The 26,546-nt window shown below is 52.7% G+C and carries 22 protein-coding genes; 17 read left to right on the top strand and 5 right to left on the bottom strand.

The genetic code is table 11. The annotated features are described in order from the left end of the window. The first annotated feature begins 127 nt into the window (after nt 1-127). From G477_RS0107565 to G477_RS0107550, 4 genes are all read left to right on the top strand, one after another. Nucleotides 128-1,810 (top strand): septation ring formation regulator EzrA, encoded by a 1,683-nt coding sequence (locus G477_RS0107565; protein ID WP_026697432.1) that lies wholly within the window; start codon nt 128-130, stop codon nt 1,808-1,810. A gap of 213 nt (nt 1,811-2,023) precedes the next feature. Further along, the gene (locus tag G477_RS0107560; protein ID WP_026697431.1) at nt 2,024-3,154 is read left to right on the top strand and encodes a cysteine desulfurase family protein; all 1,131 of its coding nucleotides are present in this window, start codon (nt 2,024-2,026) and stop codon (nt 3,152-3,154) included. After that, nucleotides 3,151-4,353 carry a tRNA uracil 4-sulfurtransferase ThiI gene (thiI, locus tag G477_RS0107555; RefSeq protein ID WP_026697430.1) on the top strand — a complete coding sequence of 401 codons (1,203 nt, stop codon included), beginning with the start codon at nt 3,151-3,153 and terminating at the stop codon, nt 4,351-4,353. Before G477_RS0107560 ends, thiI begins: the two co-directional genes overlap by 4 nt. A 158-nt stretch (nt 4,354-4,511) precedes the next feature. After that, nucleotides 4,512-6,095, top strand: coding sequence for an amidohydrolase (locus G477_RS0107550; RefSeq protein WP_026697429.1), 1,584 nt, complete (start codon nt 4,512-4,514; stop codon nt 6,093-6,095). 268 nt (nt 6,096-6,363) lie between these two features. On the opposite strand, the gene G477_RS0107545 is transcribed toward G477_RS0107550, so the two are convergent. Next, nucleotides 6,364-7,161 carry an NAD kinase gene (locus tag G477_RS0107545; RefSeq protein WP_026697428.1) on the bottom strand — a complete coding sequence of 266 codons (798 nt, stop codon included), beginning with the start codon at nt 7,159-7,161 and terminating at the stop codon, nt 6,364-6,366. A gap of 144 nt (nt 7,162-7,305) precedes the next feature. On the opposite strand from G477_RS0107545, the gene sppA reads away from it, so the two are divergent. The 6 genes from sppA (at nt 7,306) to G477_RS0107515 (ending at nt 12,905) form a co-directional block, all read left to right on the top strand. After that, nucleotides 7,306-8,295, top strand: a complete 990-nt coding sequence (sppA, locus tag G477_RS0107540; protein WP_156897310.1) for a signal peptide peptidase SppA — start codon at nt 7,306-7,308, stop codon at nt 8,293-8,295. Nucleotides 8,296-8,306: 11 nt separating this feature from the next. Beyond that, nucleotides 8,307-8,861, top strand: coding sequence for an RDD family protein (locus G477_RS19025; RefSeq protein WP_051287797.1), 555 nt, complete (start codon nt 8,307-8,309; stop codon nt 8,859-8,861). Between the two features lie 25 nt (nt 8,862-8,886). After that, the gene (gene tpx / locus G477_RS0107530; RefSeq protein ID WP_026697426.1) at nt 8,887-9,387 is read left to right on the top strand and encodes a thiol peroxidase; all 501 of its coding nucleotides are present in this window, start codon (nt 8,887-8,889) and stop codon (nt 9,385-9,387) included. Nucleotides 9,388-9,723: 336 nt separating this feature from the next. Then, on the top strand, nt 9,724-10,707 hold the full coding sequence (locus G477_RS0107525; RefSeq protein WP_245575431.1) for a class I SAM-dependent methyltransferase: 984 nt from the start codon (nt 9,724-9,726) through the stop codon (nt 10,705-10,707). A gap of 196 nt (nt 10,708-10,903) precedes the next feature. Further along, nucleotides 10,904-12,097, top strand: coding sequence for an acetate kinase (locus G477_RS0107520; RefSeq protein WP_026697424.1), 1,194 nt, complete (start codon nt 10,904-10,906; stop codon nt 12,095-12,097). Nucleotides 12,098-12,659: 562 nt separating this feature from the next. Then, nucleotides 12,660-12,905, top strand: coding sequence for an IS66 family transposase (locus G477_RS0107515; RefSeq protein ID WP_026697423.1), 246 nt, complete (start codon nt 12,660-12,662; stop codon nt 12,903-12,905). 348 nt (nt 12,906-13,253) lie between these two features. Here G477_RS0107515 and G477_RS0107510 read toward each other — a convergent pair whose 3' ends face one another. Next, nucleotides 13,254-13,712 carry a universal stress protein gene (locus tag G477_RS0107510; RefSeq protein WP_026697422.1) on the bottom strand — a complete coding sequence of 153 codons (459 nt, stop codon included), beginning with the start codon at nt 13,710-13,712 and terminating at the stop codon, nt 13,254-13,256. Between the two features lie 164 nt (nt 13,713-13,876). Between G477_RS0107510 and G477_RS0107505 the strand changes: the two genes are divergently transcribed. Then, nucleotides 13,877-14,635, top strand: a complete 759-nt coding sequence (locus tag G477_RS0107505; RefSeq protein WP_026697421.1) for an SDR family oxidoreductase — start codon at nt 13,877-13,879, stop codon at nt 14,633-14,635. Here G477_RS0107505 and G477_RS0107500 read toward each other — a convergent pair whose 3' ends face one another. Continuing rightward, nucleotides 14,636-15,736, bottom strand: a complete 1,101-nt coding sequence (locus tag G477_RS0107500) for a M24 family metallopeptidase (RefSeq protein ID WP_415783255.1) — start codon at nt 15,734-15,736, stop codon at nt 14,636-14,638. A 123-nt stretch (nt 15,737-15,859) separates the two neighbouring features. On the opposite strand from G477_RS0107500, the gene G477_RS0107495 reads away from it, so the two are divergent. After that, complete coding sequence (locus G477_RS0107495; RefSeq protein WP_026697419.1) at nt 15,860-16,543, top strand: metal-dependent hydrolase; 684 nt, start codon at nt 15,860-15,862, stop codon at nt 16,541-16,543. Nucleotides 16,544-16,737: 194 nt separating this feature from the next. On the opposite strand, the gene G477_RS0107490 is transcribed toward G477_RS0107495, so the two are convergent. Then, nucleotides 16,738-17,415, bottom strand: a complete 678-nt coding sequence (locus tag G477_RS0107490; RefSeq protein WP_156897309.1) for a hypothetical protein — start codon at nt 17,413-17,415, stop codon at nt 16,738-16,740. 322 nt (nt 17,416-17,737) lie between these two features. Between G477_RS0107490 and G477_RS0107485 the strand changes: the two genes are divergently transcribed. Continuing rightward, the gene (locus G477_RS0107485; RefSeq protein WP_026697417.1) at nt 17,738-19,045 is read left to right on the top strand and encodes a DRTGG domain-containing protein; all 1,308 of its coding nucleotides are present in this window, start codon (nt 17,738-17,740) and stop codon (nt 19,043-19,045) included. A 214-nt stretch (nt 19,046-19,259) separates the two neighbouring features. Here the strand turns inward: G477_RS0107485 and G477_RS0107480 are convergent, their stop codons facing one another. Further along, the gene (locus tag G477_RS0107480) at nt 19,260-19,562 is read right to left on the bottom strand and encodes a YtpI family protein (protein WP_026697416.1); all 303 of its coding nucleotides are present in this window, start codon (nt 19,560-19,562) and stop codon (nt 19,260-19,262) included. A 195-nt stretch (nt 19,563-19,757) separates the two neighbouring features. Here G477_RS0107480 and G477_RS0107475 point away from each other — a divergent pair, with 195 nt between their 5' ends. The 4 genes from G477_RS0107475 (at nt 19,758) to G477_RS0107460 (ending at nt 26,519) form a co-directional block, all read left to right on the top strand. Further along, on the top strand, nt 19,758-20,693 hold the full coding sequence (locus G477_RS0107475; RefSeq protein WP_026697415.1) for a DHH family phosphoesterase: 936 nt from the start codon (nt 19,758-19,760) through the stop codon (nt 20,691-20,693). A gap of 433 nt (nt 20,694-21,126) precedes the next feature. After that, complete coding sequence (dnaE, locus tag G477_RS0107470; RefSeq protein ID WP_026697414.1) at nt 21,127-24,441, top strand: DNA polymerase III subunit alpha; 3,315 nt, start codon at nt 21,127-21,129, stop codon at nt 24,439-24,441. A gap of 125 nt (nt 24,442-24,566) precedes the next feature. Then, complete coding sequence (gene ystJ / locus G477_RS0107465; protein WP_170203853.1) at nt 24,567-25,778, top strand: NADP-dependent malic enzyme; 1,212 nt, start codon at nt 24,567-24,569, stop codon at nt 25,776-25,778. Between the two features lie 78 nt (nt 25,779-25,856). After that, nucleotides 25,857-26,519: a FadR/GntR family transcriptional regulator gene (locus tag G477_RS0107460; RefSeq protein WP_026697412.1), complete on the top strand. Its 663-nt coding sequence runs from the start codon at nt 25,857-25,859 to the stop codon at nt 26,517-26,519. Nucleotides 26,520-26,546: the final 27 nt, after the last annotated feature.

The raw sequence follows: 26,546 nt of genomic DNA, 5'->3' as shown, positions 1-26,546 counted from the left end.
TCGTCCAGAAGCAGGGCTAAATGGTAAGATAGGAGTTGATAAAAAATATGATGAACGTCTAGTAATTGTTCGGACAGCTGGATGACCGGCTGATAAAGAACAGTCCGGCTGTGAGGGAGGCAGGCGCATGGCATATGTGATTTACATAACAGCAGCATTACTTGCTGCGGGTATTGTATTCAGCATCTGGATGAGGAAGAAAATATCATCGAGAATCGATCAGCTTGGTTTGAAAAAAGCAGAGTTGATGAATCGTCCGGTGACACAGTCTCTTTCCAAACTGAAAGAACTGAGGCTCTCCGGTGAAACAGAAGCTCATTTTAATACGTGGCGCGAAACGTGGGATGACATCGTCACCAGGCAGCTTCCGGAAATCGAGGACCGATTGATGGAAATCGAGGAATTCTCAGACCGCTACCGTTTCCCGCGTGCCTTTGAGCTGTGCAGGCAGACGGAGGAAGAACTGCAGCTTATCGAAAAACAGATTGACCATCTCATTGCCGAAGTGGAAGAGCTGGTGGACAGTGAAGAACAGAACCGCGGCGATGTGGAGTATATGGCAGATGAATATGAAGACACGAAGAAAAAGATGTGGGTGCAGAAAGGCGCGCTCTCGACAGCTGGTGCGCAGCTGGAGAGCAGGCTTTACCAAGTGTATGAACAATTCGCAGAGTTTCATGAGCGTACGAGAGAAGGGGATTACTTTCAGGCATCGGAGATCCTCTCGGGTATCCGAAGTGAGCTGACCTTCCTCAATGACGCGGTGGACATGGTTCCCGGTTTGTTCCTGCGCCTCCGCAGGGAGATTCCTGCCCAGCTCACGCAGCTGCAGGAAGGCCTTGAAGAAATGGAACAAGGCGGCTATCCGGTTCATCTTTTTGAGATGCAGGAACAAATCGACACCTGGCGGGAGGCCTGCCGAGAAGGAGAAAGTGCCGTGGAAGAGCTTCGTCTGCAGGAAGCTGCAGAAAAAGCGGACGCAGCCGAGGCGGCATTGACCTCCATGTACGATACGCTGGAAGAGGAAGCCCTGGCACGCTCCCGCGCCGAGAGCCTCGCTGCTGAAGGAGCCGTTCTGATTGAAGAGAGCAGAGATTCGCTGGAAGCGTTACGTGCGGAAGTCGAAACGGTGAAAGCCGGCTACCAGCTGCGGGAAGAGGAAGAACGGAACATCCAGCGTTTTGAAGAGCGACGGCGGCAGCTCGCAGCTGATTTCGCAGTGCTTGAAGATGGCATGGAAAACAGCATTCAAACCTATACGACAACGAAAGACCAGCTGGAAGTTTGGAAAGCGGATGTCGAGAAGCTTCATGCGGATATGGCGGAAGTGCAGGACAGTTTTCAGCATCTGCGCCAGGGAGAACTGCATGCAAGAGATCAGCTTCAGGAGCACCGCGGAAGCCTGCGGGGACTTCAGAAGCGGCTGCGGCGTTCTTCGCTGCCAGTTGTACCGGATCACGTGAAGGAGATCATTCACCGGGCGGAGGAGAGCGTAACGGCGGCAGAAGAAGAACTCCATCAAGAACCGCTTGCGATGGAGATGGTCGAGAAAAAAAGTGCCGAAGCCGATCAGGCCGTTCAGTACGCCGGAGAAGCTGTGGAAAAGACCATGCAGGATGCAGCAGCGGCAGAGAAGGTCATCCAGTACGGAAACCGCTACCGCTCTTCTCATGATCAAGTACACATTCTGCTTCTGCAGGCAGAGGACCAGTTCCGTCATGGGAAGTATGGAGAGGCGCTGGAACTTGCTGTCCAGGGTGTGGAAAAAGTCGAAAAAGATGTGCTTGAAAAATTGACACTCGGCAGATGATGCCGGTGTCAATTTCTTTTGGTTTACGCTGTATGCCCCTTCCCGGAGAAGAGCGTGTATGCGGCATCAGCCCTTCCCGCATGGAAGGGCTGCTTCCGGCCAGAGTTTCAGCACTACCTGCATCCGGAACGTCCTGCATCAAAGAAACAGAGGAAACAATCGTATCTCATTTTCAGATATGATAGGATAACGGATTGAAAGGAGAGAGTCCGGATGATTTATCTTGATAACAGTGCATCCACCAGACCGGATCCTGCGGTACTGGCATCCTACCAGGCAGCTGCGGATGCGTATTTTGCAAATCCTGCTTCCCTCCATCCGGAAGGAACGAGAGCCGAAAACCTACTGGAGAAAGCCAGAAAACAGGTGGCTGCACAGCTTCGTGCAGAGCCGTTTGAGGTCATCTTCACCTCCGGGGCAACGGAAGCAAACAACACGGCCATTCAGGGAACAGCTAAGAACAAAACAGGCAGGGTGCATATGGTCGTCACCACCGTGGAACATCCTTCTGTTCATGAGACATGCCTTCACCTTGAATCGCAGGGTGTCGACATCACATGGCTTCACCCGGACCAGGACGGGAGAATCACGGTCCCGCAGGTCGAGTCCGCCCTGAAGGATCATACCTGCCTCGTATCGATGATGCATGTGAACAATGAGACGGGCGTCGTATTTCCAATAGAAGAGGTCGGTGGCATGCTGCAGCACTACCCGAACGTCGCATTTCACGTCGACCATGTACAGGGAGCCGGGCGCGTCCCGTTGGATTTCTCTGAAGCAGGGGTTGATCTATTGACGATCTCCGGTCATAAAATACACGGACTGAAAGGAACGGGAGCACTGCTTGTGCGGAAGGCGTCTCTGCTGAAGCCGCTACTCCATGGGGGCGGGCAGGAAGCAGGACTCCGCTCCGGTACTGCCGATGCAGCGGGGGCGGTATCCTTAGCAAAGGCGCTCCGACTCACGATGGAAGCGGCGGGGGATAAACAGCAGCACATGCGGCGCTTGAGTCTGGACATACAGCAGTTTCTGCTGGAAAGGCCTGACGTATTCGTGCTGCAGCCGGGAGAGAGTGCGCCTCACATTACGGCTGCCGCCTTAACAACCCGGAATCCGGAACCCTTCATTCAGGCGATGGCAGAGCAGGATGTCATTATATCCACCACCTCCGCCTGCAGCTCCAAAGCAGCAGGCAGCCGGGTATGGAAGGGCATGGGGCTTGATGGCAGCGGTGCGGTCCGTATTTCACTGACATCATCAACCACGGAGGAGGATGTCGAAGGATTTAAGCAGGCGTGGCTGCAGGCAGAGGAGAAAATCATAAAGGCAGGTGCAGCGCTATGAAGGCAGATTCTCTGCTCATACGATATGCGGAGCTATCCGTAAAGGGGAAAAACCGTAAAAAATTCGAAAGTCGACTTGAAAAGAACGTCCGGAAAAAACTAGCCGTGTGGCCCGAAGTGACAACAAGCCGGTCATTCGGACGTCTGTATGTCCACCTGAACGGGGCTCCGCGGCTGGAAGTGGAGTCGGCTCTGCAGGACGTTTTCGGCATTGCTTCGTTCAGTCCGGTCATGCGGACGGAGCTGGATGAAGAAGCCGTCTTCAGCGCAGCTGATTTGATGACGAAAGAGATGCTCCCCGGCGGAGGTACGATCAAGGTCTCGGTACGGCGGATAGAAAAACAGTTTCCTGTCGGTTCACAGGAGATGAATCAACGGATCGGCAGTGCCGTCTTAAGGAACAATCCGTCCTGCACCGTGGACGTGCATCAGCCGGACCTTGAGCTGAAAGTAGAAATACGAACAGATGGCATCTACGTCTCCGGCGGACAGAAGCCGGGTCTCGGAGGACTGCCAGTCGGTACGAGTGGACGGGGCATGCTTCTTCTTTCCGGCGGGATTGACAGCCCGGTGGCCGGCTACTATGCCATGAAACGGGGGCTCACGCTGGACGCGGTTCACTTTCACAGTCCGCCGTATACGAACGACCGGGCTCTGCAGAAGGTGAAGGATCTGGCGCGCCGGCTTGCGGCATACGGCGTCGGAGTGCGCCTGCACATCGTGCCGTTTACAGCCTGTCAGCTCGCCATCCATCAGCAGGTGCCCGATAACTGTGAGATTACCGTCATGAGAAGGTTCATGCTGCGGATGGCAGAAGCGATTGCAGCACAACAGGATATTAAAGCACTCCTGACAGGGGAGAGCCTTGGTCAAGTAGCAAGCCAGACGATCGACAGCATGTATGCGATCAATCAGGTGACAACAATGCCGCTGCTCCGGCCGTTGATTACGATGGACAAAATGGAGGTAATTGCACAGGCAGAGCGGATCGGCACATACGCCACGTCGATTCTTCCTTTTGAAGACTGCTGTACTCTGTTTCTGGCATCAGACGTAAAAACACGTCCGAACGCGGAGAAAGTCGCCTACTACGAAAGTTTTCTTCCGATTCAAGAGCTTGTGGACGAAGCGGTTGAGAATGCAGAGACGATGTATATTCAGGCAGAACAGCCGGCTGATGAGGCAGATGACCTGCTCTAAAAAGGCTTCCGCTTCGTTTCTGCCGTGTGCAAGCTGTCAGCAAGGCGCCCGTTTCTTTTCAGCGTGGGGGTGCTGGAGACCAGTCCCGGCCACCTTCTGCCTTGCAGAAGACAGGGGAAAAACAGCATAATGGATAAGAGGAAGGAGGCGTTTCTGAATTGTATACACTTTGGTATGGCGGAAAAATCAGAACAATGGTACAGGAAGCCGATTCAGCGGAAGCGGTTGTCACAAATCAAGGATACATTGAGGCAGTTGGCCGGGAGTCGGAACTCCGCAGCCGATACGGGGATCACGTATCAGAAGAGATACATATAAACGGCGTCCTCTATCCTGGATTTGTCGATAGTCATCTGCATGTTGTCGGTCATGGGGAAAAGCTGCTGCAACTGGATGTCTCGGGCGTGAAGAGCCTGGATGAGCTTAAGGTGCTCCTTCAACAAAAAGCGAATGAAACGCCGCCCGGCAGCTGGATTACAGCAGAAGGCTTCAACGAAAACCTGTATGAAGGCAGCCGTGTGCCGGATAAGTATTTTCTGGATCAGATCACAACCAGCCATCCGGTAATGGTGACCAGAGTATGCAGGCATGCGATGACCGTCAATTCGTATGCGCTGGAAGCGGCCGGGGTGGATGCGTCGACCGTTTCACCTGAAGGGGGAAGGATTGAGAGATCAGAGGAAGGTGAGCCGACCGGCTATATTCATGATCAGGCACAGGAGCTGATCCGGGGCATACTTCCCGAAAAGAGCCGGGATGATGTCAAGCTGGCGATGCAGACTGCGTTGACAGACCTTCACCGGAATGGTTTTACTGGAGGACATACGGAGGATTTATTCTATTACCGGTCACCGAAGGAAACCCTGGAGCTGTTCTATGAACTGATTCACGATGAGCAGCGGTTCCGGGCCGATCTACTTGTGCATCACGAGGCACTGGACGAAGTGCTGGCGTATGAAGCGGAGCATCCGTACGTCAAGCTGAATACGGTGAAAATTTTTGCCGACGGTGCCCTGGGAGGAAGGACCGCTCTCCTCTCCTCCCCTTATGACGATGCTCCCGGCGTGCAGGGCGTAGCGATCCATTCCCAGGAGGAAATGGATGCCCTCGTGAAACGGGCGAGGAAAGCCGGCATGGGGGCCGCGGTCCATGTGATCGGGGATGCAGCGCTGGAGATGGCACTGCACGCAGTGGAAACCTATCCGGCGCCTCCGGGAACGAGAGACAGATTTATTCATCTTCAGGTGACACGTCCGGATTTACGGAAGCGCATGCAGCGCCTCCCGCTTGTGCTGGATATCCAGCCTCAGTTTACTGCGTCAGATTTCCCGTGGGTGATTGAGCGGCTCGGGCGTGCAAGGATGAAAGATGCCTTCGCCTGGAAAACTCTTCTGCGGGAAGGGCTGCTTTGCGCTGGCGGATCGGATGCTCCGATCGAGCCTGTTAATCCACTGCTCGGCCTGCACGCTGCGGTCACTAGACGGAAGCCGGAAGAACGCCATCAAGGGTGGTATCCGGAAGAAGCATTGACCCCGTTTGAAGCGGTGCAGCTCTTTACGCATGGCAGTGCTCAAGCTGTAGTGAAAGAAGAAAGGGCCGGCATTATTGCGCCGGGTTATGAGGCGGATTTTACGGTGCTGTCGGGAGATCTTTTCACTCTTGACCCTGATCGGTGGCTGGAGCTGCATGTCGAACAAACGGTGGTAGCCGGCGCCGTGATGTACAGCCGAAGAGAGAACTGAAACCGAAGAACCCTTCTTCCCGTACAAGTAGGGGGAGATTCCCTCCTGAGAACAAAAGCGCAAAGCGCTGCAAGCTTTTTGAGGGAAGATAACGTTTTTGTTTCTTCCCGTGGAGCGCATGAAGCTGCCATCCCCCTGTATGAAAACTTATACTTCCTAAACTACAAAAAAGCCCCCGGGAAGAAGCATCCCGGGCGCTCTGCCATTGCTGACGCAGGCTGCAGCCTGCTGCGGTTCCCATGCGCACGGCACGGTGGAACGGCGGTAGTTATAGGAAGCTGCGCTTCAATTTGTTGTGAAATAAGTTGTCTTTCATGCGGAGGGTTTTGACTGTGCGGTCGGAAACCCTGACCGAGATGTCATGACTGTGGCGGATTCCGAGTGCCTCATTGTCAATGCCGATAATTGGATGGTCATTCCCGTCCTGCACAATCTTCAGCTTCAGCTCCCGTTGTTTGCTCAGAACCATAGGAGAACCGAGCGTACGGTATTGATTATTGTTCACTGAAGCCATTTCAGTCAGCTGCATGGAAGGAAGTTTCGGATCGACAATGGCACCGCCAAGGGATTTGTTGTAGGCCGTACTTCCCGTCGGTGTGGAGACGAGCAGGCCGTCCCCCCGGAACGTTTCAAAGTAAAGATCATCGACGAATACATCAATGACGAACGTTTTGATGATATTCGAACGAAGAGAGACTTCATTTAGAACGTGGAAGGTTTTTTCGCCGTCGATGGTCACTTCGAGTGTCGGATAGCGTAGGACTTCCACAAGGTCCGACTGCATCGCCAGCTCCAGTCTCTCGGTATTTTCCGTAGAGAAGTCCGTGTAAAAGCCGAATTCTCCGTCGTTGATGCCAATGTACAGCGCATCTTCACGGAAGCGGGTTTTCTGAAGCGCCTGCAGAAAAGTGCCGTCCCCGCCGAAACTGGCAATGATGTTGGCCTCTTCCGGCCGCTCGGTCAGTGTGAAGCCGTACTTTTTGCCGAGTTCTCTGATTTTCTGCACTTTCGGTTCAAGTTCATCCGTTTTTTTGTAGAATAAATAGACTTTTTTGCGGTCTGTCATACCATCAGAGCTCCTTTGCTGTCGGGATGATCAAATTCAGGTTCTCTATTATCATATCAAATCCGTGCGGTGCGCGCAGTAATAGGTTTTTGAGCAGGGTGGAAAGTGAATAGAAAGAAGAAAGCAACTTAAGGAGGCGGACATATGATGAATGGAAAGCGCTGGGCTGCTCTCGCAGCGGCCGCAGCAGTCGTGCTCGTAAGCGGGATTATCAATCTCGCAACGACGGCACTCCAGACCGATTTTACAGAAGTATTCGAAGGTGGAACAGATCCTGTCAATGAGCGTGTCGTGGAAGAGGGCACGGACGCCGGGAAAATCGCCGTGATTCCAATTGAAGGAACGATCATGGCCGGTGGAGCCGGGCTGCTCGGTGGAGGATACGACCATCAGCTGCTGCTTCGCCAGCTCGAACAGGCTGCAGAAGATCCAGAAGTGTCCGGTGTTGTCCTGCGGGTGAATACTCCCGGCGGAGGCGTCGTGGAGAGTGATGAGATACATAACAGTATCCAGAACCTGCAGGAAGAATACAGCAAAGATGTGTACGTATCGATGGGAAATCAGGCAGCAAGCGGAGGCTACTATGTTTCTGCGCCGGCTGACCGGATTTTTGCCAATGGACAGACCATCACAGGCTCACTCGGGGTCATCATGCAGTCCATTAATGTGGCGGAGCTTGCCGACGACCTGGGAATCAGTGACAACACGATCCAGTCCGGCGAGTTTAAAGATATCATGTCCCCGACGCGGGAGATGACCGACGAAGATGAAGAGGTGCTGCAGTCGATCGTCGACGATGCGTATGAACAGTTTGTTGACGTGATTGACGAAGGCAGAGAGAACTTAAGCCGGGAAGAAATACTCGAACTTGCAGACGGGCGGATTTATACCGGGTCCCAGGCAGTGGATAACGGACTGGTTGATGACACGGGCAATCTTGACGATGCGGTCGATGCGATGAAAGAAGACCTTGGCCAGGATTACTCTGTTGTGGAATATGAAGCCGGCTTCGGTATCGGTTCCCTGATGGGCGCAGCTGCTGAAACGTTCGCTTCCCAATCGCAAAAAGATCAGCTTCTCGACTGGGTGACCAGTAATCAGGGACGCGAGCTGATGTATCTCTATACGGACTGAGGTGAACAACTATGACTGAAAACCAGTATGAACCCGGCACTACCGAAGAACCTGTATATGCAGAGAACACGTCAGCACCGGCAGCAGTAGAAGCTGCTCCGGCAGGATTCTGGATCCGCCTCTGGGCGTATGCAGCCGATTTACTCGTTACCGGCTCGCTGAGCGGAGCGGTCCTCGGCTTGTATCAAATGATCACAGGCGGACTGGAGCTCAACCTGCTGGTGTTTTCTCTGACCGCCCTGCTGAGCGGCGTCGTCACGTACGGCTACTTCATCCTGCTCACCGGCTTCTGGGGGAAGACGCTCGGTAAAATGATCTTCGGCCTGCGCGTCGTATCCCGTGAACAGGAACTGCTGTCATGGGGGGACATTTTGTTCCGGGAACTGATCGGCAGATTCCTTCACCGCACGCTCGTCATCACGAATATTTTGTATCTTTTTGTCGCTTTTCATCCAGAAAAGCGGGGGATTCATGATATCATCGGCAGTACGGTTGTGATTCACGAACCGCAGCGGACGATCCGTCTGCCGCGCCGCACGGAACAGAACGTTCCCGCGGCCGACTAATCTACGTTTAGAGGAGGAAGCAGCCATGGCAAACATTACGTTTAAAGAGAATCCCGTTACCTTACAGGGACAGCAGAAGCAGGAAGGGGATCAGGCACCGGATTTCACGGTACTGGACCGGCAGCTTCAGGAAGTCTCTTTCTCCGAAGCGAAAGGAAAGAAGGTGCTGATCAGTGCCGTACCGTCTGTCGATACGAGTACATGTGATCAGCAGACCCGTCGTTTTAACGAAGAAGTGGAACAAGTGGCGGGTGCGGAAATATGGACGATCAGTCTGGACCTCCCTTTTGCTCAGCGGCGATGGTGCGCAGACAGTGGACTGGAGCAGGCAAAACTGTATTCGGACCACCGTTCCCTGGATTTTGCGATGAACTACGGGGTGCTGATGGAAGAACTGCGCCTGCTCGCAAGGGCTGTGTTCGTTGTCGATTCCAAAGGGACGATCACGTACACAGAGTACGTACCGGAAGTCAGCGGCCACCCAGATTACGATGCTGCACTGGAAGCATTGAAGAAAGCGGAATAACGGGCAGTCTCAGGGAAAAGTAATGATAGGTGCACGCTGGAAAGGTTCTCTTTTCCAGCGTGCTTTTTTACATGATAGGAATGTATACGTTCACGTCTGTTGATTAACTAATACCATCCAAATAATATCTGTTGTTTTTTCTATAAAAAGCAACAGAAAGAGCTTCTTATTTGGAATATGGAGAGACGCTCTGCTTCCGCCTCCGACGGAAAGGGACGTATCTGACGGCTTCACGCAGGAGGTCTTTTTCTGCATACAACGCTTGTGCTTTCACTGGAATCAAAAAACTGTTATGCTCGTATGTTGAAAAGCTACGCTGAGAAAGAGGGATGTATTGTGGAGGAAACGAAGACAGAACAGTATCACCGGATTTTACATGAAGGTGCGCAGCTGATCCAAAAACAGGAAGAAGAAACGTTATTTCTGGAGGCGCTGGGTGATTTCGGAAGCATCATTCGCACTGGCGACGTTCCCGCGGCGTATTCAGAAGAGGTCCAACAAGAGCTTCTCGCCCTTCGTGATGCGAGGCCGGCAGCCGAAAAGGAAGAAATTAGAAGGGCCCTGCAGCTGGCCGTGCTGCAGGGAATGAAGGAAGCTGTCCAGCCGCATCACGCCATGACGCCTGATGCCGTCTCGCTGTTTGCAGGCTATCTCCTGAACCTGCTCACGGCGAAAGAAGACAAAGAAAAACTCGTCGTGTGGGACCCGGCCGTCGGCTCCGGTAATCTTATGACGGCAGTGATCAACCAGATGGACAGTGCTGTTCATTTCGTGGGAGCGGAGCCGGATGAAACGCTGCTCAAACTCGCCTGGATGAATGCCGAACTGCAGGAGCACGAGGCGGATCTGTTTCATCAGGAGAGCGTCGGTTCTCCTGCACTGAAAAATGTAGATGCTGTCGTCTCGGATCTTCCACAGGGGTATTACCCGGATGATGACACCGCGGCTTCCTTCCGGACAGGAGTAGAAGAAGGCCATTCCTATGTCCACCACCTGCTGATGGAGCAGGGAATCCGCCATGTAAAAGAAGGAGGCTTTGCTGTCTTCCTCGTACCAAACAACCTGTTTCAGTCGGAGCAGGCAGCCATGCTGGATCCCGTTTTGAAAGAAGAGGCCGTGGTCTATGCACTGCTGCAGCTGCCGCAGACGATGTTTAAAACGAAAGAAGCCGGGAAAAGCATCCTTGTACTGCGAAAGCGTACGCCGGGAATGGCTGTGCCAGAGCAGGCGCTGCTGGCAGAACTTCCGTCGTTCACGAAAGAAGCCGCCCTTGCTGACATGATGAAGCAGATCAAGGAATGGGTGGAAGCGCACATTTAACTGTTGTAATGGCTGGTTGAAAAACAGTGTAAAAGATCAGATGAACATGCTGCAACCTTTTTGTGCCAGGAGAATTCTGTTTACTCTGTGTTCTAGTGTGAAGCGTTTTCTTAGTGATACAGGTGTTGCACGTGCAGCTTATCGATGATTTAATATAAGGAGCAGTTTTTGTATCATCATGAAGGAGCGATTAACCATGTCTAAAATAATGGCCATTAACGCCGGCAGTTCATCGTTGAAGTTTCAACTTTTAACCATGCCGGAAGAAGACATTCTTACCAAGGGAATTGTAGAACGGATCGGGATGAATGATGCTCAGTTCACCATCGAAGTGCATGGGGAGAAGAACAAGGAAACGCTGGACATCCCTGATCATGAACAGGCAGTAAAAATACTGCTGGATAAGCTTACAGGATCCGGTATCATCCAGTCATTGAATGAAATCGACGGCATTGGTCACCGGGTTGTTCACGGTGGGGAGAAGTTCAATGATTCTGTCTTGATCAACGAAGACGTTATTCGTGGGATCGAAGATGTTTCGGAATTGGCTCCGCTGCATAATCCGGCCAACCTGACTGGAATTCGAGCTTTTCAGGAAGTACTGCCGAACGTTCCGGCTGTTGCCGTCTTTGACACGGCGTTTCATCAAACCATGCCGGAAGAGTCGTATCTGTACAGCCTTCCTTATGAGTACTATGAGAAATACGGCATCAGAAAATATGGTTTCCACGGGACGTCCCACAAATACGTATCCGAACGAGCGGCTGAGCTGCTGAACCGGCCGGTGGAAAACCTCCGCTTGATCTCCTGCCATCTCGGTAACGGAGCATCCATTGCAGCCATTGAGGGTGGACAGTCCATCGACACATCCATGGGCTTCACACCGCTGGCAGGTGTTACGATGGGAACGCGTTCCGGTAATATCGACCCGGCCCTGATCCCTTATATTATGGAAAAAGCGGATCTGTCTGCAGAAGAAGTGATGGACGTACTCAACAAAAAATCGGGAATGCTTGCCTTGTCCGGCTTCTCCAGCGACCTCCGCGATATTGAGAAGCATGCTTCCGACGGAAATGAGCGTGCCAGACTGGCACTGGAAGTGTTCACCTCCCGTATCCACAAATATATCGGCTCCTATGCTGCACGGATGCACGGACTCGATGCGGTAATCTTCACCGCTGGTATCGGGGAAAACAGTGATGTCATCCGCGCGCAGGTCTTGAAAGGCCTGGAGTTCATGGGTATTTACTGGGACCCGGCGCTGAACAAAATCCGCGGACAGGAAGCATTTATCAACTACCCTCATTCTCCGGTAAAAGTCATTGTCATTCCGACGGATGAAGAAGTCGTGATTGCCAGAGATACGGTCCGGCTCAGTCCGGAAGCGTAACCGCCACACACCAGTTTCTTTCCTGAAAGAAACTGGTGCCGGTTTTAAGAGGAGAACACTTGTTGATCTGGAGAAACGCCGCCGCAGGCGAGAGCGGCATGACATCCACAACAATACTCAGCTTTGAGCGGGGACAAAAAGACGATGTTCCAGGGCGAACCCCGGGCATCGTCTTTTTTTTAGTATAGGAATGTATAAGTTTTCATAAAAGAAGACGACGGCTTGTCTGCTGCGTAAGCGTCAAAGAACATGTACCTGTTTAGACACGTGCGCTTTATCTATACTGAAAGCAAGCCAGTAGGTAAGAAGACATGAGTTCAGGCCTTTTCATTAACCAATATCATCCAAACAACAGATATTATTTGGCATACGGAGGGACGCTCTGCTTCCGCCGGACGCTTTCCGGAGGGGACTCTCTCCGCTAGTCTGCCGCCGGCAGCCGGATCTTCGAATCGTCCTGATCCTCCCGGAGTCGCCGGCTGCGCGCCGCTCTTTTTTTTAAAAAGGCTGCAATGCTTTTTCTCTCTTAGGAAAAACGAGCCTTTCGTTATAAGAAATGAGGATGCTGCATCCTTTCTTCCTTCCTGCTTCGACCATTGCTTGGAGCACAACTCAGAAATTCCAGGTGGCCATTCCTCTGTACCGCCAGGCGCAGAGCATGTCCGCCCGTGGGGTGAAACTGGAACGACAGACACTCGCGAACAACTTGGCTCCCGTCACGGAGCAGTGGATCCGGCCGATGGTCAACCTCCTTCAGGCCCACCTGTTGGAACAGGACGTTCTTCATGCCGATGGAACGCGTATCTAAGTCCTGCGGGAGAAGGATCTGAAGCCGACATCCCATTCCTATATGTGGGCCTGTACTTCGGCAGTGGAAGAGGTGCCATGCGTCGTCTTTGACTGCCACGCTTCCCGAGGATACGAGGCGCCGCAGGCACAGCGCCCGATTTTCGTACGTATTCTTTGACGCTTATTCTGCTGCGCGCGAAGAACGTAGAACTTGTTCCTTCCATTAAACCCATGCGGCGACGACGCGCGTGCGCTCGGTTCCGGCCTAAAGAATCCCGGACTTCTCTGGAAATGAGAGCGAAAGAAGCCCCATCAGCATTCTCTGCCGATGGGGCTTCTTCATGATGTCGTGATAACGGAAGGCCGCTTATTCCACTTCCTGTTTGTTCTCCGTACGGACGATGAGGACGTCGCATTTCGCGTGGCGTACGATATGCTCAGAGACGCTTCCGATGAGGAAACGTTCCACAGCGTTCAGCCCGGTCGCCCCGGTTACGATGAGGTCGACTTCATGCTTTTTCGCCACATCTTTTGGGATCTTGATTTTTGGAGATCCTTGATCCACGATGAGCGTAATGTCTTTGACCCCTTGTTCTTCTGCCTGCTCCCGGTACCCGTCAAGAAGGTCTCTCGCATACTGTTCTGCTTCTGTGAAGATATTCCGGTCATAGTGTTCAATAGAAGCGAACGTGCGGGTATCCACAATGTGAGCCAGTATCAACCGTGCGTCGTTGTCCTTAGCCATAAAAGCAGCCTTTTTAAAAGCACGCTTCGCTTCGTCTGATCCATCTACTGCTACGAGAATGTTGTTGTAACGTACACTCATTGTAACTCCTCCCCTTCCTTTATTCGGGATGCGGTTCATGATGTAATGTCTCTATTATTCCTATTCCCTGGGCAGAAGAAATCAAACACAACGAAGTGGATGATTGGCATCTCTCTGCTTTTTCGTTCACAATATAGACAGAAAAACATCAGGAGGGACATAAGATGAGACATGCACTCGTAACCGCAGGAACAAAAGGACTTGGAAAACAAGTGGCATCGTCCTTGATTGAGAAAGGCTACTCCGTAACGGCTACATACCGCTCCGACCATGAAGCAGCGGAATCGTGCAGGCGCGAATGGGAAGCGCAGGGAGCGGACGTCCAGCTGATTCAAGCGGACGTCCAGAAGAAAGAGGAGCTGGAAAGCATGATGGACCAGGTCCTCGATACGTACCGACGGCTGGATGTGCTTGTGCTGAATGCCGGCCCGTATATTTTCGAGCGGAAGGCACTCGCAGATTACAACGACGAGGAATGGCTTTCCATGATGCATGGGAATCTTCACTCGGCTTTTTATCTATTGCGGAGGGCCGTTCCGGTGATGAGAGAACAGCGGTTCGGCAGGATCGTCACATACGGCTTTCAAGAAGCGGGCCACGCGCCCGGATGGCTTTACCGGGCTGCCTTTGCCAGTGCGAAATCAGGACTTGTATCGCTGACCCGATCCGTCGCTCTGGAAGAAGCAGCGTACGGGATTACAGCAAATATGGTTTGTCCCGGCGAGATCCTGGGAGAGTGGAAAGAAGCCCCGATTTCTGCAGCGATTGGCGAAAAGGATGAAAACACGCCGATTGGTCGTCCAGGTACTGGAGGGGACATCGCGCGGGCCGTCACGTTCTTCGCAGACGATCAGGCCGATATGGTGACCGGGAGCGTGCTCGAAGTCACCGGAGCAGTGGATGTGATCCACAAAAATCTTTAATCAGACGATCTGCAGTGTTTTCGGGTACGCCGTTAACAGCACCGGACCCGCTTCCTCCATGATGATATCATCTTCGATCCGCACCCCGAGCGTGTCAGGCAGGTAGATGCCTGGTTCAATCGTGAAGGCGAGTCCTGCTTCAAGTTTGTCGTTGTTATTCGAGCTCATGGAAGGAGCTTCGTGGACATCGATGCCGATGCCGTGCCCAATCCGGTGCGGGAAGTAATCGCCCCAGCCGGCCTGCTCAATGACGTTCCTGGCTGCCGTATCGATGTCGCCGAGTCTCGTTCCTGTCCGGCAGGCTCGGACCGCAGCTTCCTGCGCCTTCTGGACAGTTTCATAAATACGGCGCTGTTGTTCATCCGCATGCCGGAAGAACACCGTGCGCGTGATGTCTGATGTGTAGCCTTTCCAGCGGACGCCGAGGTCGAATAGGACGCCGTCCCCTGCTGCCAGTTTTCTGTTTCCGGGATTTCCGTGGGGATCGCCAGCTCCGCCTCCAAACAAGACCATGGTGCTGAAGGACATCTCGCGGACGCCTTCTTTTTTGAGTGCGAACTCTACAGCGGCGATCACTTCCATCTCCGTGACCCCTTCTTTCAGAGCAGAGATGCCCGTCTCGACACCGAAATCTGCCAGGGCGGCTGCTTCTTCCATCGCTTTTCTTTCGTCAGCGGTCTTCTTTCCCCTCGCTTCCAGCAGGATAGGATCAGCAGATACGAGTGCCGCTCCTGGAGCGAGCTGCTCCCACTGCTGGACTCTGGCCCAGGCCATCGTTTCCTCCAGTGCAATCGTCTCGTGGGGGAGTTTTTTTTCCTGAATGATCTGCATAAGCAGCGTCCACGGATCGGTGCTGTCATCATAGCCGTAAACAGCTCCATCAAACAAAGCGCTAATCTGCTTCTTCTCCATACCGGGGCATACGGTAAACGGGTCACCGTCAGCGGGCAGAAGCACGGCGATCAGTCGTTCATGCGGGTCGGCATCAAAGCCGGAAGCATAGAATACATTCGAACGAGACTGGAGCATCATCAGATCGATACCTTTCTTAGTCATTTCCTGCTGCAAGTGGTTGATCCGGTTGAGATTCATCATGTTCATGTCCACTCCTCTTCTGTCAATTCCGTTTCAGTGTAGCACAACAAAAAAATCAGGGGAATAAATACCAGGAAGCAAGGGTATAGGCATTGATGAATCCACTATACCAAGGAGGCGTTCAGATCGATGAAAGTATCCTACCACGGCCATTCAGTTGTAAAAATCGAAACGAACGGAACCAACATTTTTATTGATCCTTTTATCAGCGGTAATGAGCTGACAGATCTCCGGGCAGATGACACGAAAGCGGATGTCATTCTTCTTACCCACGGTCACAATGATCATGTCGGTGACACCGTTGATATGGCGAAACGCAATGATGCTCTTGTCGTGGCTCCTTTTGAGCTGGCTACGTATCTTGGGTTTCAAGGCGTTAATGCGCATCCGATGCACATCGGCGGAAAACATGAATTTGCGTTTGGAACTGTGAAATTCACGCAGGCGTTTCATGGGTCAGCCTATACCGAGGAAGAAAATCAGCGTATTGTTTACACAGGCATGCCAGCCGGCATTCTGTTTACAGCCGAAGGGAAGACAGTGTACCACGCCGGCGATACTGGCCTCTTCTCCGATTTGAAACTAATCGGGGAGCAGCATGAGATCGATCTTGCTTTCCTGCCGATCGGCGATAACTTTACGATGGGGCCGGACGATGCAGTACTGGCTGCGGATTGGGTACAGGCAGACAAAGTAGTTCCTGTTCACTATGATACGTTCCCTGTGATTAAACAGGATCCGCATGCATTTGCTTCTAAATTAAAGAATGCAGAAGGAATCGTGATGAAAGCGGGCGATGAGCTCGACCTGTAACGCTGTCAAGGACGAGCAGCGGAATAAGATCCGGCTCTGACATGTTGAAGTAACTGGATAGAATCAATATAAACCGCGCCGGCAGGCGCGGTTTATATGTGTCAAGATTGTCTTTTATGGTCTATACGCACAGGTTGTGCACGATAGGGAAGATTTCCTCATTGATGGATGCAGAGACCTGGCGGCCGGCGGCGTTACGGGAGGGAAGGCAGAGTGGGGACTGCTTCCTCCTGCTGCATCGACGTTAACACGTCTTCGGTATAGCGCTGGGCCAGTGACACGGTATTGTTCTCTTCGTCGGAGGCGTATTCTTCCTGCAGCACCGGGTAGAGGCGTTCCCATAAGACTGTTCTTTCCGCATGGTCGCGGTCGAATTCGTGAAAAAACTCTTCGATCGTCATGCCGCGTCCTTCAGCAATACCGCTGACGGAGGCAGGCGTGTTCGTCTCAAACAGTTCGACGTTGTAATCAGCCTGCTCCTCGACATCCTCTTCATCGACTTCGATATCATACCGGCTGGAAGCCAAGCTCCGCCATTCCTCTTCAAAACGGACTCTTTCTTCCGCAAGCTGCATCAGCTCGTTGACAGACCAGTTTTCGTTGTACTCATGCATCTGAATATAATAACGGATAAACCACCGTTCGAGATCGGTATCATCTACATCACCAGAACCGGGATAGTACGTTCTCGATTCAAATATATCGAGTGCTTCTTCTGTCATTTCAGCATAATAGGAAGCCGAAAAACTTTCTTCCTGATCGCCGAAAATCAATTCGACGGTGTTGTTTTCGGAATCCGCTGCCTCTTGACTTTCCGGGCTGCAGCCAGCTGCTGTCAGCAGGAAGAGCAGAAGCATCCACCATATCTTCACCGGAGTCCCTCCTTTTACGTGCATTAGTACTACTCCTATACCCGAACCATGAACAGATTATCTAATAATCTCAAAAAATGTGAAATTAGTTTGCGGGCCCACCTCATTTTACCATTATGTACCCTGGTGTGGGAGAAGTAGAAGGACATTCTTTACTATCCCGTGGGGGGACCCGCTGAGACAGTTTCGATACGACAGGCAGAAAGATATAGTACAGCAGCACAAATCTGCTTGAACTGGGTGGCTGTTCCTATTATACTTGTAATAGTACAGACAGGAGAATGGACGTGAACAGATTCTCCAAGAAGGATGTGTGCCTGCTATGACAAAGCACGAACAAATACTACAGCATATCAGATCCCTGGACGTCGGCAGTAAAATTTCCGTGCGGAACATTGCCAAGGATCTTCACGTGAGTGAAGGGACGGCTTACAGAGCGATTAAGGATGCGGAAAATCAAGGTCTCGTCAGTACGATTGAGCGGGTAGGGACCATCAGAATTGAGAAGAAGCAGAAAGAAAATATTGAAAAACTCACATATGCAGAAGTGGTCAATGTCGTGGAAGGGACCGTGCTCGGCGGGAGGAACGGGCTCTACAAAACGTTGAACAAATTTGTCATCGGGGCCATGAAATCCGAAGCGATGATGCGCTATGTCGAGGCGGGCAATCTGCTGATTGTCGGAAACCGGGAAAAAGTCCACCGGATGGCTTTGGAAGAAGGGTCTGCGGTGCTGATCACCGGCGGCTTCGATACGACTGAAGAAGCCAAACAGCTGGCTGACGAACTGGAGCTCCCGATTATTTCCACCTCGTATGATACGTTCACGGTAGCAACGATGATCAACCGGGCCATCTACGATCAGCTGATCAAAAAGGAAATTATCTCTGTTGAAGATATTCTCATTCCACTCGAAGAAACCGATCATCTGACGCTTCATAACACAGTGGAAAAATACCAGACCCTCAATCAGCAGACCGGTCACAGCCGCTATCCCGTCATCGATGATCATCTCCGGCTGCATGGGATCGTCACAGCGAAAGACGTGATGGGCGCGGGAGCTTTCACAGAGATCGAGAAAGTGATGACGAAGCAGCCGATTACGGTGACGAGACAAACCTCTGTCGCTTCAGCGGCCCACATGATGGTCTGGGAAGGGATCGAACTGCTGCCGGTCATTTCCTCTTCCCGTGAACTTCTCGGGGTCATCAGCAGACAGGATGTACTGAAAGCCCTGCAGATGATTCAGCGGCAGCCCCACGTCGGGGATACCATTGAGGACCTTGTCACGCGTCATCTGGAAGATGTATCCGAAGGCCGTCACGCCAGGTATCAATTGGAAGTGACGCCGCAGATGACGAATCATCTCGGAACGATTTCATACGGAGTGATTACGACCATCGTGACGGAATCCGCGAGCCGGGTGCTGCGCCGCTACAAAAAAGGAGATCTCGTAGTCGAAAATCTGACTGTCTTCTTCATGAAGCCGGTGCAGATTGATGCCAGAATGATTGTAGAACCGAAAGTACTCGAAGTCGGCCGGAAATTCGGGAAAGTGGATGTTGAGCTGTATTACGAAGATCAAGTGGTTGGGAAAGCGATGCTCATGGCACAGCTGATTGACCGATAAATACGATAACAGCCAGAACAAAAGCGCGGAGCGCCTTTTGGTCGGAACGGCATGCGGAAGCGCTGCAAGCTTTTTGAGGGAAGAAAACGTGCTTTGTTTCTTCCCGAGCAGCGCATGGAGCCGCCGTCACACTGTATGAAAACTTATACATTCCTATATTCCAAAAAAGGCCGCCTCCGATCGAATCGGAGGCGGCCAGGGGAGACGGCTTCTGTCAGGAAGCGTCCTTCTTTTTCTCTTCTTTTGCAAGCGGCTGAAAGTGCTTGTGCCGTTTGACTCCATGATAAATATTGAACACACCGAGAGCGGTAAAAATCAGCCCGATGACAGCGGCTGTGGTCGTCTGGAAGTTGATGTAGCTGTTAATACCAAAAGTCGTGACGAAGATACCGAGCGACATCGTTGCTCTCGCTCCGAGCACTTCGTATTGAGCTCCTCCACGGGCTCTTGACTGGAAGACTTTAAAATACACGAACAGTACGAGGGAAACAATAATAACAATAGGAAATAGGATCATGATGCTGGACTCCTTTAGCTTTATTCATTTCTGCACGAAGCAGGCTTGACGCAATTCATTATATCAGACACGCAAAGGAAAACACACCCTTTCACACTGAGGGCATCCACCCGCTGGACAACCACATGAAAAAAGCGGTCAGTGTGTATTAAATCGAGAGCCGGAAAAAGAGATTTCCGGATGTAGGAGGATTGTATGAGGCAGGTAATGTTTGATATTTGGGATACGATTACACGCACCGACAACATTGTGATATTTCGTCACGTCCGGCCCGATCCGGACGCGGTAGGCTCCCAGGCGGCATTGAAAGAGTTGATCCTGACAGCGTTCCCCGATAAACAAGTACTGCTGGCGGGGGAGGAAGAGGCGTCCCTGACGTTCCTTGCACATATGGATACGATGGATAGCGGCAATGCGCTGGCTGTCATCTGTGATACAGCAAATCAGGCCAGGATCGACGGCAGGACAGCAGATGCTGATTTCATCGTGAAGATCGATCATCATCCGGAAGTGGACATCTACGGAGATCTGCAGCTCGTCAACCCACAGGCCAGCTCGACGGCGGAAATGATCTATCAGCTGGCAGAGGTGAATGGACTCGAAATCAGTCCCGCCTGTGCGCGGCTTTTGTACGCAGGGATCAGTGCGGATACAGGACGATTCCGCTTCCCGAATGCAACAGCAGAAACGTTCCGCGTCGTCAGCAGGCTTGTCGCGATTGATTTCGACCGGACAGCTCTGCACCAGAAGATGGAAGAAACGAGCTGGAAAATCATGCGGCTGCAGGGACACATCCTCAGCACGATGGAAATGACATCATCCGGAGCTGTGCAGGTACCCTTGACGGAAGCATCCCTCCGTGAATACGACGTGACCGTGCAGGAATCCTCCGCGCTCGTCAACTGCTTCTCGAATATTGAAGGGCTGACGGCATGGGTGTTCTTTGTCGAGGAAGGAGATGAGATCCGGGTTCGCCTTCGTTCGAAGGGTCCTGAGATTCATCATCTGGCGGAAGCCTATAACGGCGGAGGTCATCCGATGGCATCCGGAGCTGCCGTATCAGACTGGGCGGAGGCAGAAGCGTTATTCACGGAGCTGGATCAACTCTGCCGCAGCTATCGATCATCTTGAATGCAAGCGCCTGAGCAGGCGGAGACAGATCACCTTCAAACACGAAACGTCCGCCTCCGTCACGCATGAAGTGCTCCATTTGTTCCTTCGAAGGTACGTGTTCCCCTTCTTCCCAGACGGGAAGGAGGGGATTTTTTGGATGATACGAATGGAGACGTTCTCACTGGTGGGAGACGGCGGCTCCGTACACTGCGAGGGGCGACGAAAGAAGAACCCTCCCATCCCTCATCAATCCTGAGGCACACGCGGTTCCAACCAAAAGGTGCTCCGCGCTTTGGATCCTTGGGATGAACAGAAGAAGAGGGGGCGGTTCGGAAAGACCAGTGCACCTGTGCTCGTTGAAACAGAAGGCGGCAGAGGCAGGCGATGCTGGATTTGGAACGCATGTTCTGATACATTGAATACAAGGCATCAGAAGAGAGAGGGATCTGTCATGAGTTTCGTTCATCTGCACGTACATAGTGCTTTCAGCATGCTTGAAAGCTGCGCTCGTATCGAGGCGCTGACGGCGGCAGCGGCGGCAGAACAAATGCCTGCGCTGGCACTTACCGACAAGGGGAATATGCACGCGGCTGTCCCGTTTTATGAATCGTGTCTGAAACACGGGATCAAGCCGATCATCGGGGTCGAGATGCCGTTCATCTGGGAAGAGGAACGCTATTCTCTCGTTCTTCTGGCTGCTTCGACGGACGGGTATCATGAGCTTCTGCAGCTGCTTACCGAAGTGCAGCTCCATCAGCAGGAACAAGCCCTGGAGCTCCGTCACCTGAAAGAACTGAATGAGGTATTCATCATTCAGCCGATGAACGGAGGTCCTCTGCAGACGCTGCTGCTTCATGAACAGCGGGAACGTGCCGCACTGTGGGAAACGACGTTAAAGGACGAAGCGGGTGTGCAGATCTGGACGGAAGTACAATTCCACCAGACGGCCTGGGAACGGAGTGTGCTTCTTTCACTGAGGGATTGGGAGAAGCAGTTTCCTCAGCGTTTTACTGCCTCCGTACACCTTCACGCTGCATCAAAAGAGGACACGGAGGTGCTTCCCGTATTGGAGGCGGTCCGCTCCGGAGGACAGGTAGAACTGGCACCGGAGGAGATGTCCTATTGGCATTTTATGCGTGAGGAGGAGGTCCGCTCCCTGCTTCCAGGCTGGGAGGAAGCAGTAGACGAAGCCGGACGGATAGCAGCAGCATGCAGCTGGGAACTTCCGCTCGGCCAGCAGCTGCTGCCTTCTTACCCTGGAGACGTGCCATCTGCTCAATTGCTGGAGCAGTGGTGCAGGGATGGCTTGAAACGGCGTTATGAGACTGTGACAGCAGAAGTAGAGGCGCGCCTGAAGCGGGAACTGGATGTAATTTTATCCATGCAGTTCGAGGATTATTTTCTGATTGTTGCAGATTTCATGGCCTATGCAGCGGCACACGGGCTGAAGACGGGTCCTGGACGTGGCTCGGCCGCAGGCTCACTTGCCGCTTATGTTCTCGGTATCACCGAAGTAGATCCAGTAAAATATGATCTTCTGTTTGAGCGGTTCTTGAATCCTGGTCGAGTAAGCATGCCCGATATTGATATTGATTTTGCCGATCAGGACCGGGAGCAGGTCATCCGCTACGTCGCGGAAACATATGGGCACGACCGCGTCGCTCAAATTATTACATTTGGGACCTTTGCAGCGAAAGCCGCTCTCCGGGATACCGGGAGAGCCCTTGGATTTGACCAGCGGAGGCTGGACGAGCTGGCAAAAATGATCCCATCCAGACCCGGGATCACCCTCAGGCAGGCGCTTGAAGAGAACAGCGCCCTGCAGGAGGCAGCAGAGGAGGAGGCTGCCGGACAGCTGCTGCAGATGTCTGAACGAATAGAAGGACTCCCGAGGCACGCGTCGATTCATGCAGCAGGCATCGTTGTCAGCGATCAGCCGCTTGCAGCGGAAGTTCCGCTGCAGCGCGGGCAGGAGGGATTATCCCTTACCGGCTTTCCGATGGGGGATGTGGAAAAGCTCGGTCTGCTGAAAATGGATTTTCTCGGGCTGCGCAACCTTACGCTGATTCAGCAGATGGAGAAAGATACCGGCACTGCGGCTCCTTCTGAACCGGAGCCGGATCCGGCTGTGTTCGCCCTCCTCAGTGAGGGGAGGACGGCGGGCGTCTTCCAGCTGGAGTCTGCCGGCATGCAGCGGGTATTAAAGAAACTGAAACCGGCGGACTTTGAAGACATTGTCGCCGTCAACGCCCTGTACAGACCGGGTCCGATGGAATTCATTCCGGAATACATCGACCGCCGGCACGGAAAGAAGCCGGTCAGCTACATTCACCCGGCGCTGGAGCCGATCCTCAAACAGACGTACGGGATTTTGATTTACCAGGAGCAGATTATGCAGACGGCGGTTACGATGGCTGGTTTTTCGCTGTCGGAAGCAGACCTGCTCCGCCGGGCTGTGAGCAAGAAGCAGCCGGATGAGCTCGAAGAAATGGAACAGCGGTTTAAAGAGGGCGGCAGGAGCAATGGATTCGGTACCGAGGAGACGGCGGAGGTATTCAGCCAGATTCTTCGTTTTGCGAACTACGGTTTTAACCGGAGCCATGCGGTGGCGTACAGTCTCATCTCGTATCAGCTTGCCTACTTCAAAGCCAGGTTCCCGGAAGCCTTCTATGCAGCACTGCTCGATTTCGCGGTGCATGATGACGAACGGCGTTCGATGTTTATGCAGGAAGCTGCTGCCGCCGGCATTCAAATCCTCGGTCCATGTGTCCAGCGGGGCGGAGCCCGGTTTCGTTCCGGTGAGGACGGGCTGAGGACCGGTCTCACCGCAGTGAAGCAGGTGGGAGGGGGGCTCGCGCGCGCGGTCGAAGCAGAGAGGGCGAACGGTCCATACCAGGACTTGTTCGATTTCGCCGCGAGACTACCACGACAGCAGATTAACACGCGTTCTCTGGAAGCATTGATTCTCAGCGGCGCCCTTGATGTATTCGGCGTCCATCGTGCGGGCCTTCTTAAGAGTATAGACACGGCACTCGAATACGCAGAGCAGGAGCGCAGAAAAAAAGAGACCGGCGAAGCGCTGTTCCCGGATGAAGAGAAAGAAGCACGGTACACAGAGGCTCCCCCTATGTCCCGGGAAGCCCTGCTGAAGCAGGAGAAAGCGTTTCTCGGCTTTTACGCCAGCGGCCATCCTCTGGAAGAAGCAGCGGAGCTGCTGAAGAAATACGACCGCATGCCAGTGGTGGACATCCTTGCTTCTTCCGGGAATGTCCGGGCAGCTGGCATTGTGCTCCAGGTCAGGCAGGTGCAGACGAAAAAGGGAGATATGATGGCGTTTGTTGAACTGGAAGATGAGACCGGCACGATTTCCGTAACCGTCTTTCCGGAAGCGTACCGCCGGTATCAGCTGCAGCTGCAGAAAGGGGCTAAAATTTTTCTCGATGGAAAAATCGATGAATACAAAGGAGAGAAGAAGCTGCTCCTGGAGAAAATGGTCCCTATAGAAGAGCTCGTGAAACAGTCGGAACAGCACGACGTTCTGTACTTATACATCACGTACTCGATTGAAAAAACGAAGATGGAAGCATTGAAGACGATGCTGGAAAACGAACCCGGCAGTACGCCGGTCGTGCTGAAATATGCGTCGTCCGGAAACGTGGTCAGGCTGTCCGAAATGTGGAATGTGCGGGTAACGGACGCATTTCTTGCAAAGCTGGAGGCACTTCTTGGGAAAAAACATGCCATTGTCAGACAGTCGAGGGTGTAAGATGCGTCCGTTTTTGTTATAATGAATCCGGTGAGAGGTGGTCAGACCACCCAGGAGCGTGAACATATTAATGACTGCAGAGGAGCGTGGCCGAATTGGCAACATTACGAGAAGAAGCACTGCACATGCACCGGGTAAAGAAGGGGAAGCTGGAAACAACTCCTAAAGTTCCAGTACGAAACAAAAACGACTTATCCCTCGCGTATTCTCCCGGCGTAGCAGAACCGTGTAAAGCGATTTTCGAAGATCCGCAGACGGTTTATGACTATACAATCAAGGGGAATATGGTCGGTGTCGTTTCCGATGGTTCAGCAGTACTCGGACTCGGAAACATCGGACCTGAAGCTTCGATGCCGGTTATGGAAGGGAAAGCAGTCCTCTTTAAATCTTTTGCGGGCGTCGATGCATTTCCTATCTGCCTCAATACCAATGATGTCGATACAATCGTGAACACGGTGAAATTAATGGAGCCGACCTTCGGCGGGATCAACCTCGAAGATATCGCTGCGCCCCGCTGCTTTGAGATTGAAGAACGTCTGAAACGGGAAATGAACATACCGGTCTTCCACGATGATCAGCACGGCACCGCTATTGTTACTGCAGCCGGCCTCGTTAACGCGCTCAAACTGAGCGGGAAGGCGATGAAAGATATCCGCGTCGTCATCAACGGGGCGGGTGCAGCAGGCATTGCCATTATGAAGCTGCTGCAGAGCATGGGATGCAAGAGCATCATTCTATGTGACTCCAAAGGAGCTATTTTCGAAGGGCGTTCCTACGGCATGAACAAACTGAAAAACGATATTGCCCAAGTGACGAATGCGGAACACCTGGAAGGATCTCTTTCTGAGGTGATCGCTGATTCCGACGTCTTTATCGGAGTGTCGGTGGAAGGTGCACTCAATGAAGAGATGGTTGCTTCCATGAACGAAAATCCGATTATTTTCGCCATGGCCAACCCGGTTCCGGAGATCATGCCGGAAGATGCCAAACGAGCCGGAGCAAGCGTTATCGGGACGGGACGGTCGGATTTTCCAAACCAGGTCAATAACGTACTGGCTTTCCCAGGAATCTTCCGCGGCGCCCTCGATGTCTACGCTACGCACATCAATGAAGAGATGAAAGTGGCTGCAGTGAAAGCTATTGCAGAGCTCGTCTCCGGTCCGGAGCTGCACGAAGATTACGTGATTCCCGCTCCGTTTGATAAGCGGGTAGCCCCTGCAGTTGCCAAAGCGGTAGCGAAAGCAGCAATGGAGACCGGCGTAGCCCGGAGAAAAGTAGATGCGGAAGAAGTGGCGGAACGAACGCGTCAGATGACAATGATTGAACACGATGCCTGATAAAGCAGCAGAATGCTGTCCGGAGTGACGTCCGGACAGCATTTTCGCTGAAGGTTTCCTGAAGATGAAGGAGTTACTATGGAACACACATCGAAGAAAGTGTATGTGAGGATTCTCCAGCATATTGAGTTCCTCATGATCAACGGTGGACTGGAAGCTGGCAGCAGGCTGCCGTCCGAACGCGAACTTGCAGAGACCCTGCATTGCGGACGTTCCTCTGTAAGAGAAGCGCTGCGCGCCCTCGAACTGCTTGATTTGATTGAAACGAGAAAGGGCGAAGGGACGTTTTTACGGAAGGCCGGAAGTCATCGGCTTGCAGAAATTCTCACCGGGTTCTTCCTGAAAGATGAGCGTGCCAGATCCGATCTCGGGGAAACCCGGACGCTGATTGAAGTGGAAGCTGTTCGTCTGGCACGGGGCAGAATGAAGGAAGCACAGTTGAACGATCTGGGCCGCCTTGTAGCAGAGGTGCAGCAGAGCAGAGAGAACAGCTGCTTTGTGGAACAGGATATGCAGTTCCACCGGATGCTCGTCGAGCTGAGCGGAAACAGGCTGCTCCTGAATATATGGCGGCCGCTCGTGGAATACAGCCGCACAGCACTGGAAGAAAGCCTCAGCAGGCCGGGAAGAACCGCTGCAGCATGGGAAGAACATGAAACGATCCTTTCCCTGCTGCAGCTGAATGATGTTGATCATGCAGCAGACAAGCTCAGGGATCATCTCGATAACAGTACGTTTTGACCATCAGGTTTAAAGGAGGAACAGATC

The organism is Alkalicoccus chagannorensis DSM 18086, from assembly GCF_000429725.1.
GTDB lineage: Bacteria > Bacillota > Bacilli > Bacillales > Salisediminibacteriaceae > Alkalicoccus > Alkalicoccus chagannorensis.
The sequence above is the reverse complement of the archived record's forward strand: the minus strand, read 5'-3'. Positions and strand labels throughout refer to the sequence as shown.

What these genes read in the sequence shown, in the direction of transcription:
- ystJ (WP_170203853.1), top strand. Translation starts at nt 24,567, where the DNA reads ATGCACCGGGTAAAGAAGGGGAAGCTGGAAACAACTCCTAAAGTTCCA.
- G477_RS0107520 (WP_026697424.1), top strand. Translation starts at nt 10,904, where the DNA reads ATGTCTAAAATAATGGCCATTAACGCCGGCAGTTCATCGTTGAAGTTT.
- sppA (WP_156897310.1), top strand. Translation starts at nt 7,306, where the DNA reads ATGATGAATGGAAAGCGCTGGGCTGCTCTCGCAGCGGCCGCAGCAGTC.
- dnaE (WP_026697414.1), top strand. Translation starts at nt 21,127, where the DNA reads ATGAGTTTCGTTCATCTGCACGTACATAGTGCTTTCAGCATGCTTGAA.
- thiI (WP_026697430.1), top strand. Translation starts at nt 3,151, where the DNA reads ATGAAGGCAGATTCTCTGCTCATACGATATGCGGAGCTATCCGTAAAG.
- G477_RS0107460 (WP_026697412.1), top strand. Translation starts at nt 25,857, where the DNA reads ATGGAACACACATCGAAGAAAGTGTATGTGAGGATTCTCCAGCATATT.
- G477_RS0107510 (WP_026697422.1), bottom strand. Translation starts at nt 13,712, where the DNA reads ATGAGTGTACGTTACAACAACATTCTCGTAGCAGTAGATGGATCAGAC.
- G477_RS0107480 (WP_026697416.1), bottom strand. Translation starts at nt 19,562, where the DNA reads ATGATCCTATTTCCTATTGTTATTATTGTTTCCCTCGTACTGTTCGTG.
- G477_RS0107565 (WP_026697432.1), top strand. Translation starts at nt 128, where the DNA reads ATGGCATATGTGATTTACATAACAGCAGCATTACTTGCTGCGGGTATT.
- G477_RS0107515 (WP_026697423.1), top strand. Translation starts at nt 12,660, where the DNA reads ATGCTGCATCCTTTCTTCCTTCCTGCTTCGACCATTGCTTGGAGCACA.
- G477_RS0107505 (WP_026697421.1), top strand. Translation starts at nt 13,877, where the DNA reads ATGAGACATGCACTCGTAACCGCAGGAACAAAAGGACTTGGAAAACAA.
- G477_RS0107475 (WP_026697415.1), top strand. Translation starts at nt 19,758, where the DNA reads ATGAGGCAGGTAATGTTTGATATTTGGGATACGATTACACGCACCGAC.
- G477_RS0107485 (WP_026697417.1), top strand. Translation starts at nt 17,738, where the DNA reads ATGACAAAGCACGAACAAATACTACAGCATATCAGATCCCTGGACGTC.
- G477_RS0107500 (WP_415783255.1), bottom strand. Translation starts at nt 15,736, where the DNA reads ATGAACATGATGAATCTCAACCGGATCAACCACTTGCAGCAGGAAATG.
- G477_RS0107495 (WP_026697419.1), top strand. Translation starts at nt 15,860, where the DNA reads ATGAAAGTATCCTACCACGGCCATTCAGTTGTAAAAATCGAAACGAAC.
- tpx (WP_026697426.1), top strand. Translation starts at nt 8,887, where the DNA reads ATGGCAAACATTACGTTTAAAGAGAATCCCGTTACCTTACAGGGACAG.
- G477_RS0107545 (WP_026697428.1), bottom strand. Translation starts at nt 7,161, where the DNA reads ATGACAGACCGCAAAAAAGTCTATTTATTCTACAAAAAAACGGATGAA.
- G477_RS0107560 (WP_026697431.1), top strand. Translation starts at nt 2,024, where the DNA reads ATGATTTATCTTGATAACAGTGCATCCACCAGACCGGATCCTGCGGTA.
- G477_RS19025 (WP_051287797.1), top strand. Translation starts at nt 8,307, where the DNA reads ATGACTGAAAACCAGTATGAACCCGGCACTACCGAAGAACCTGTATAT.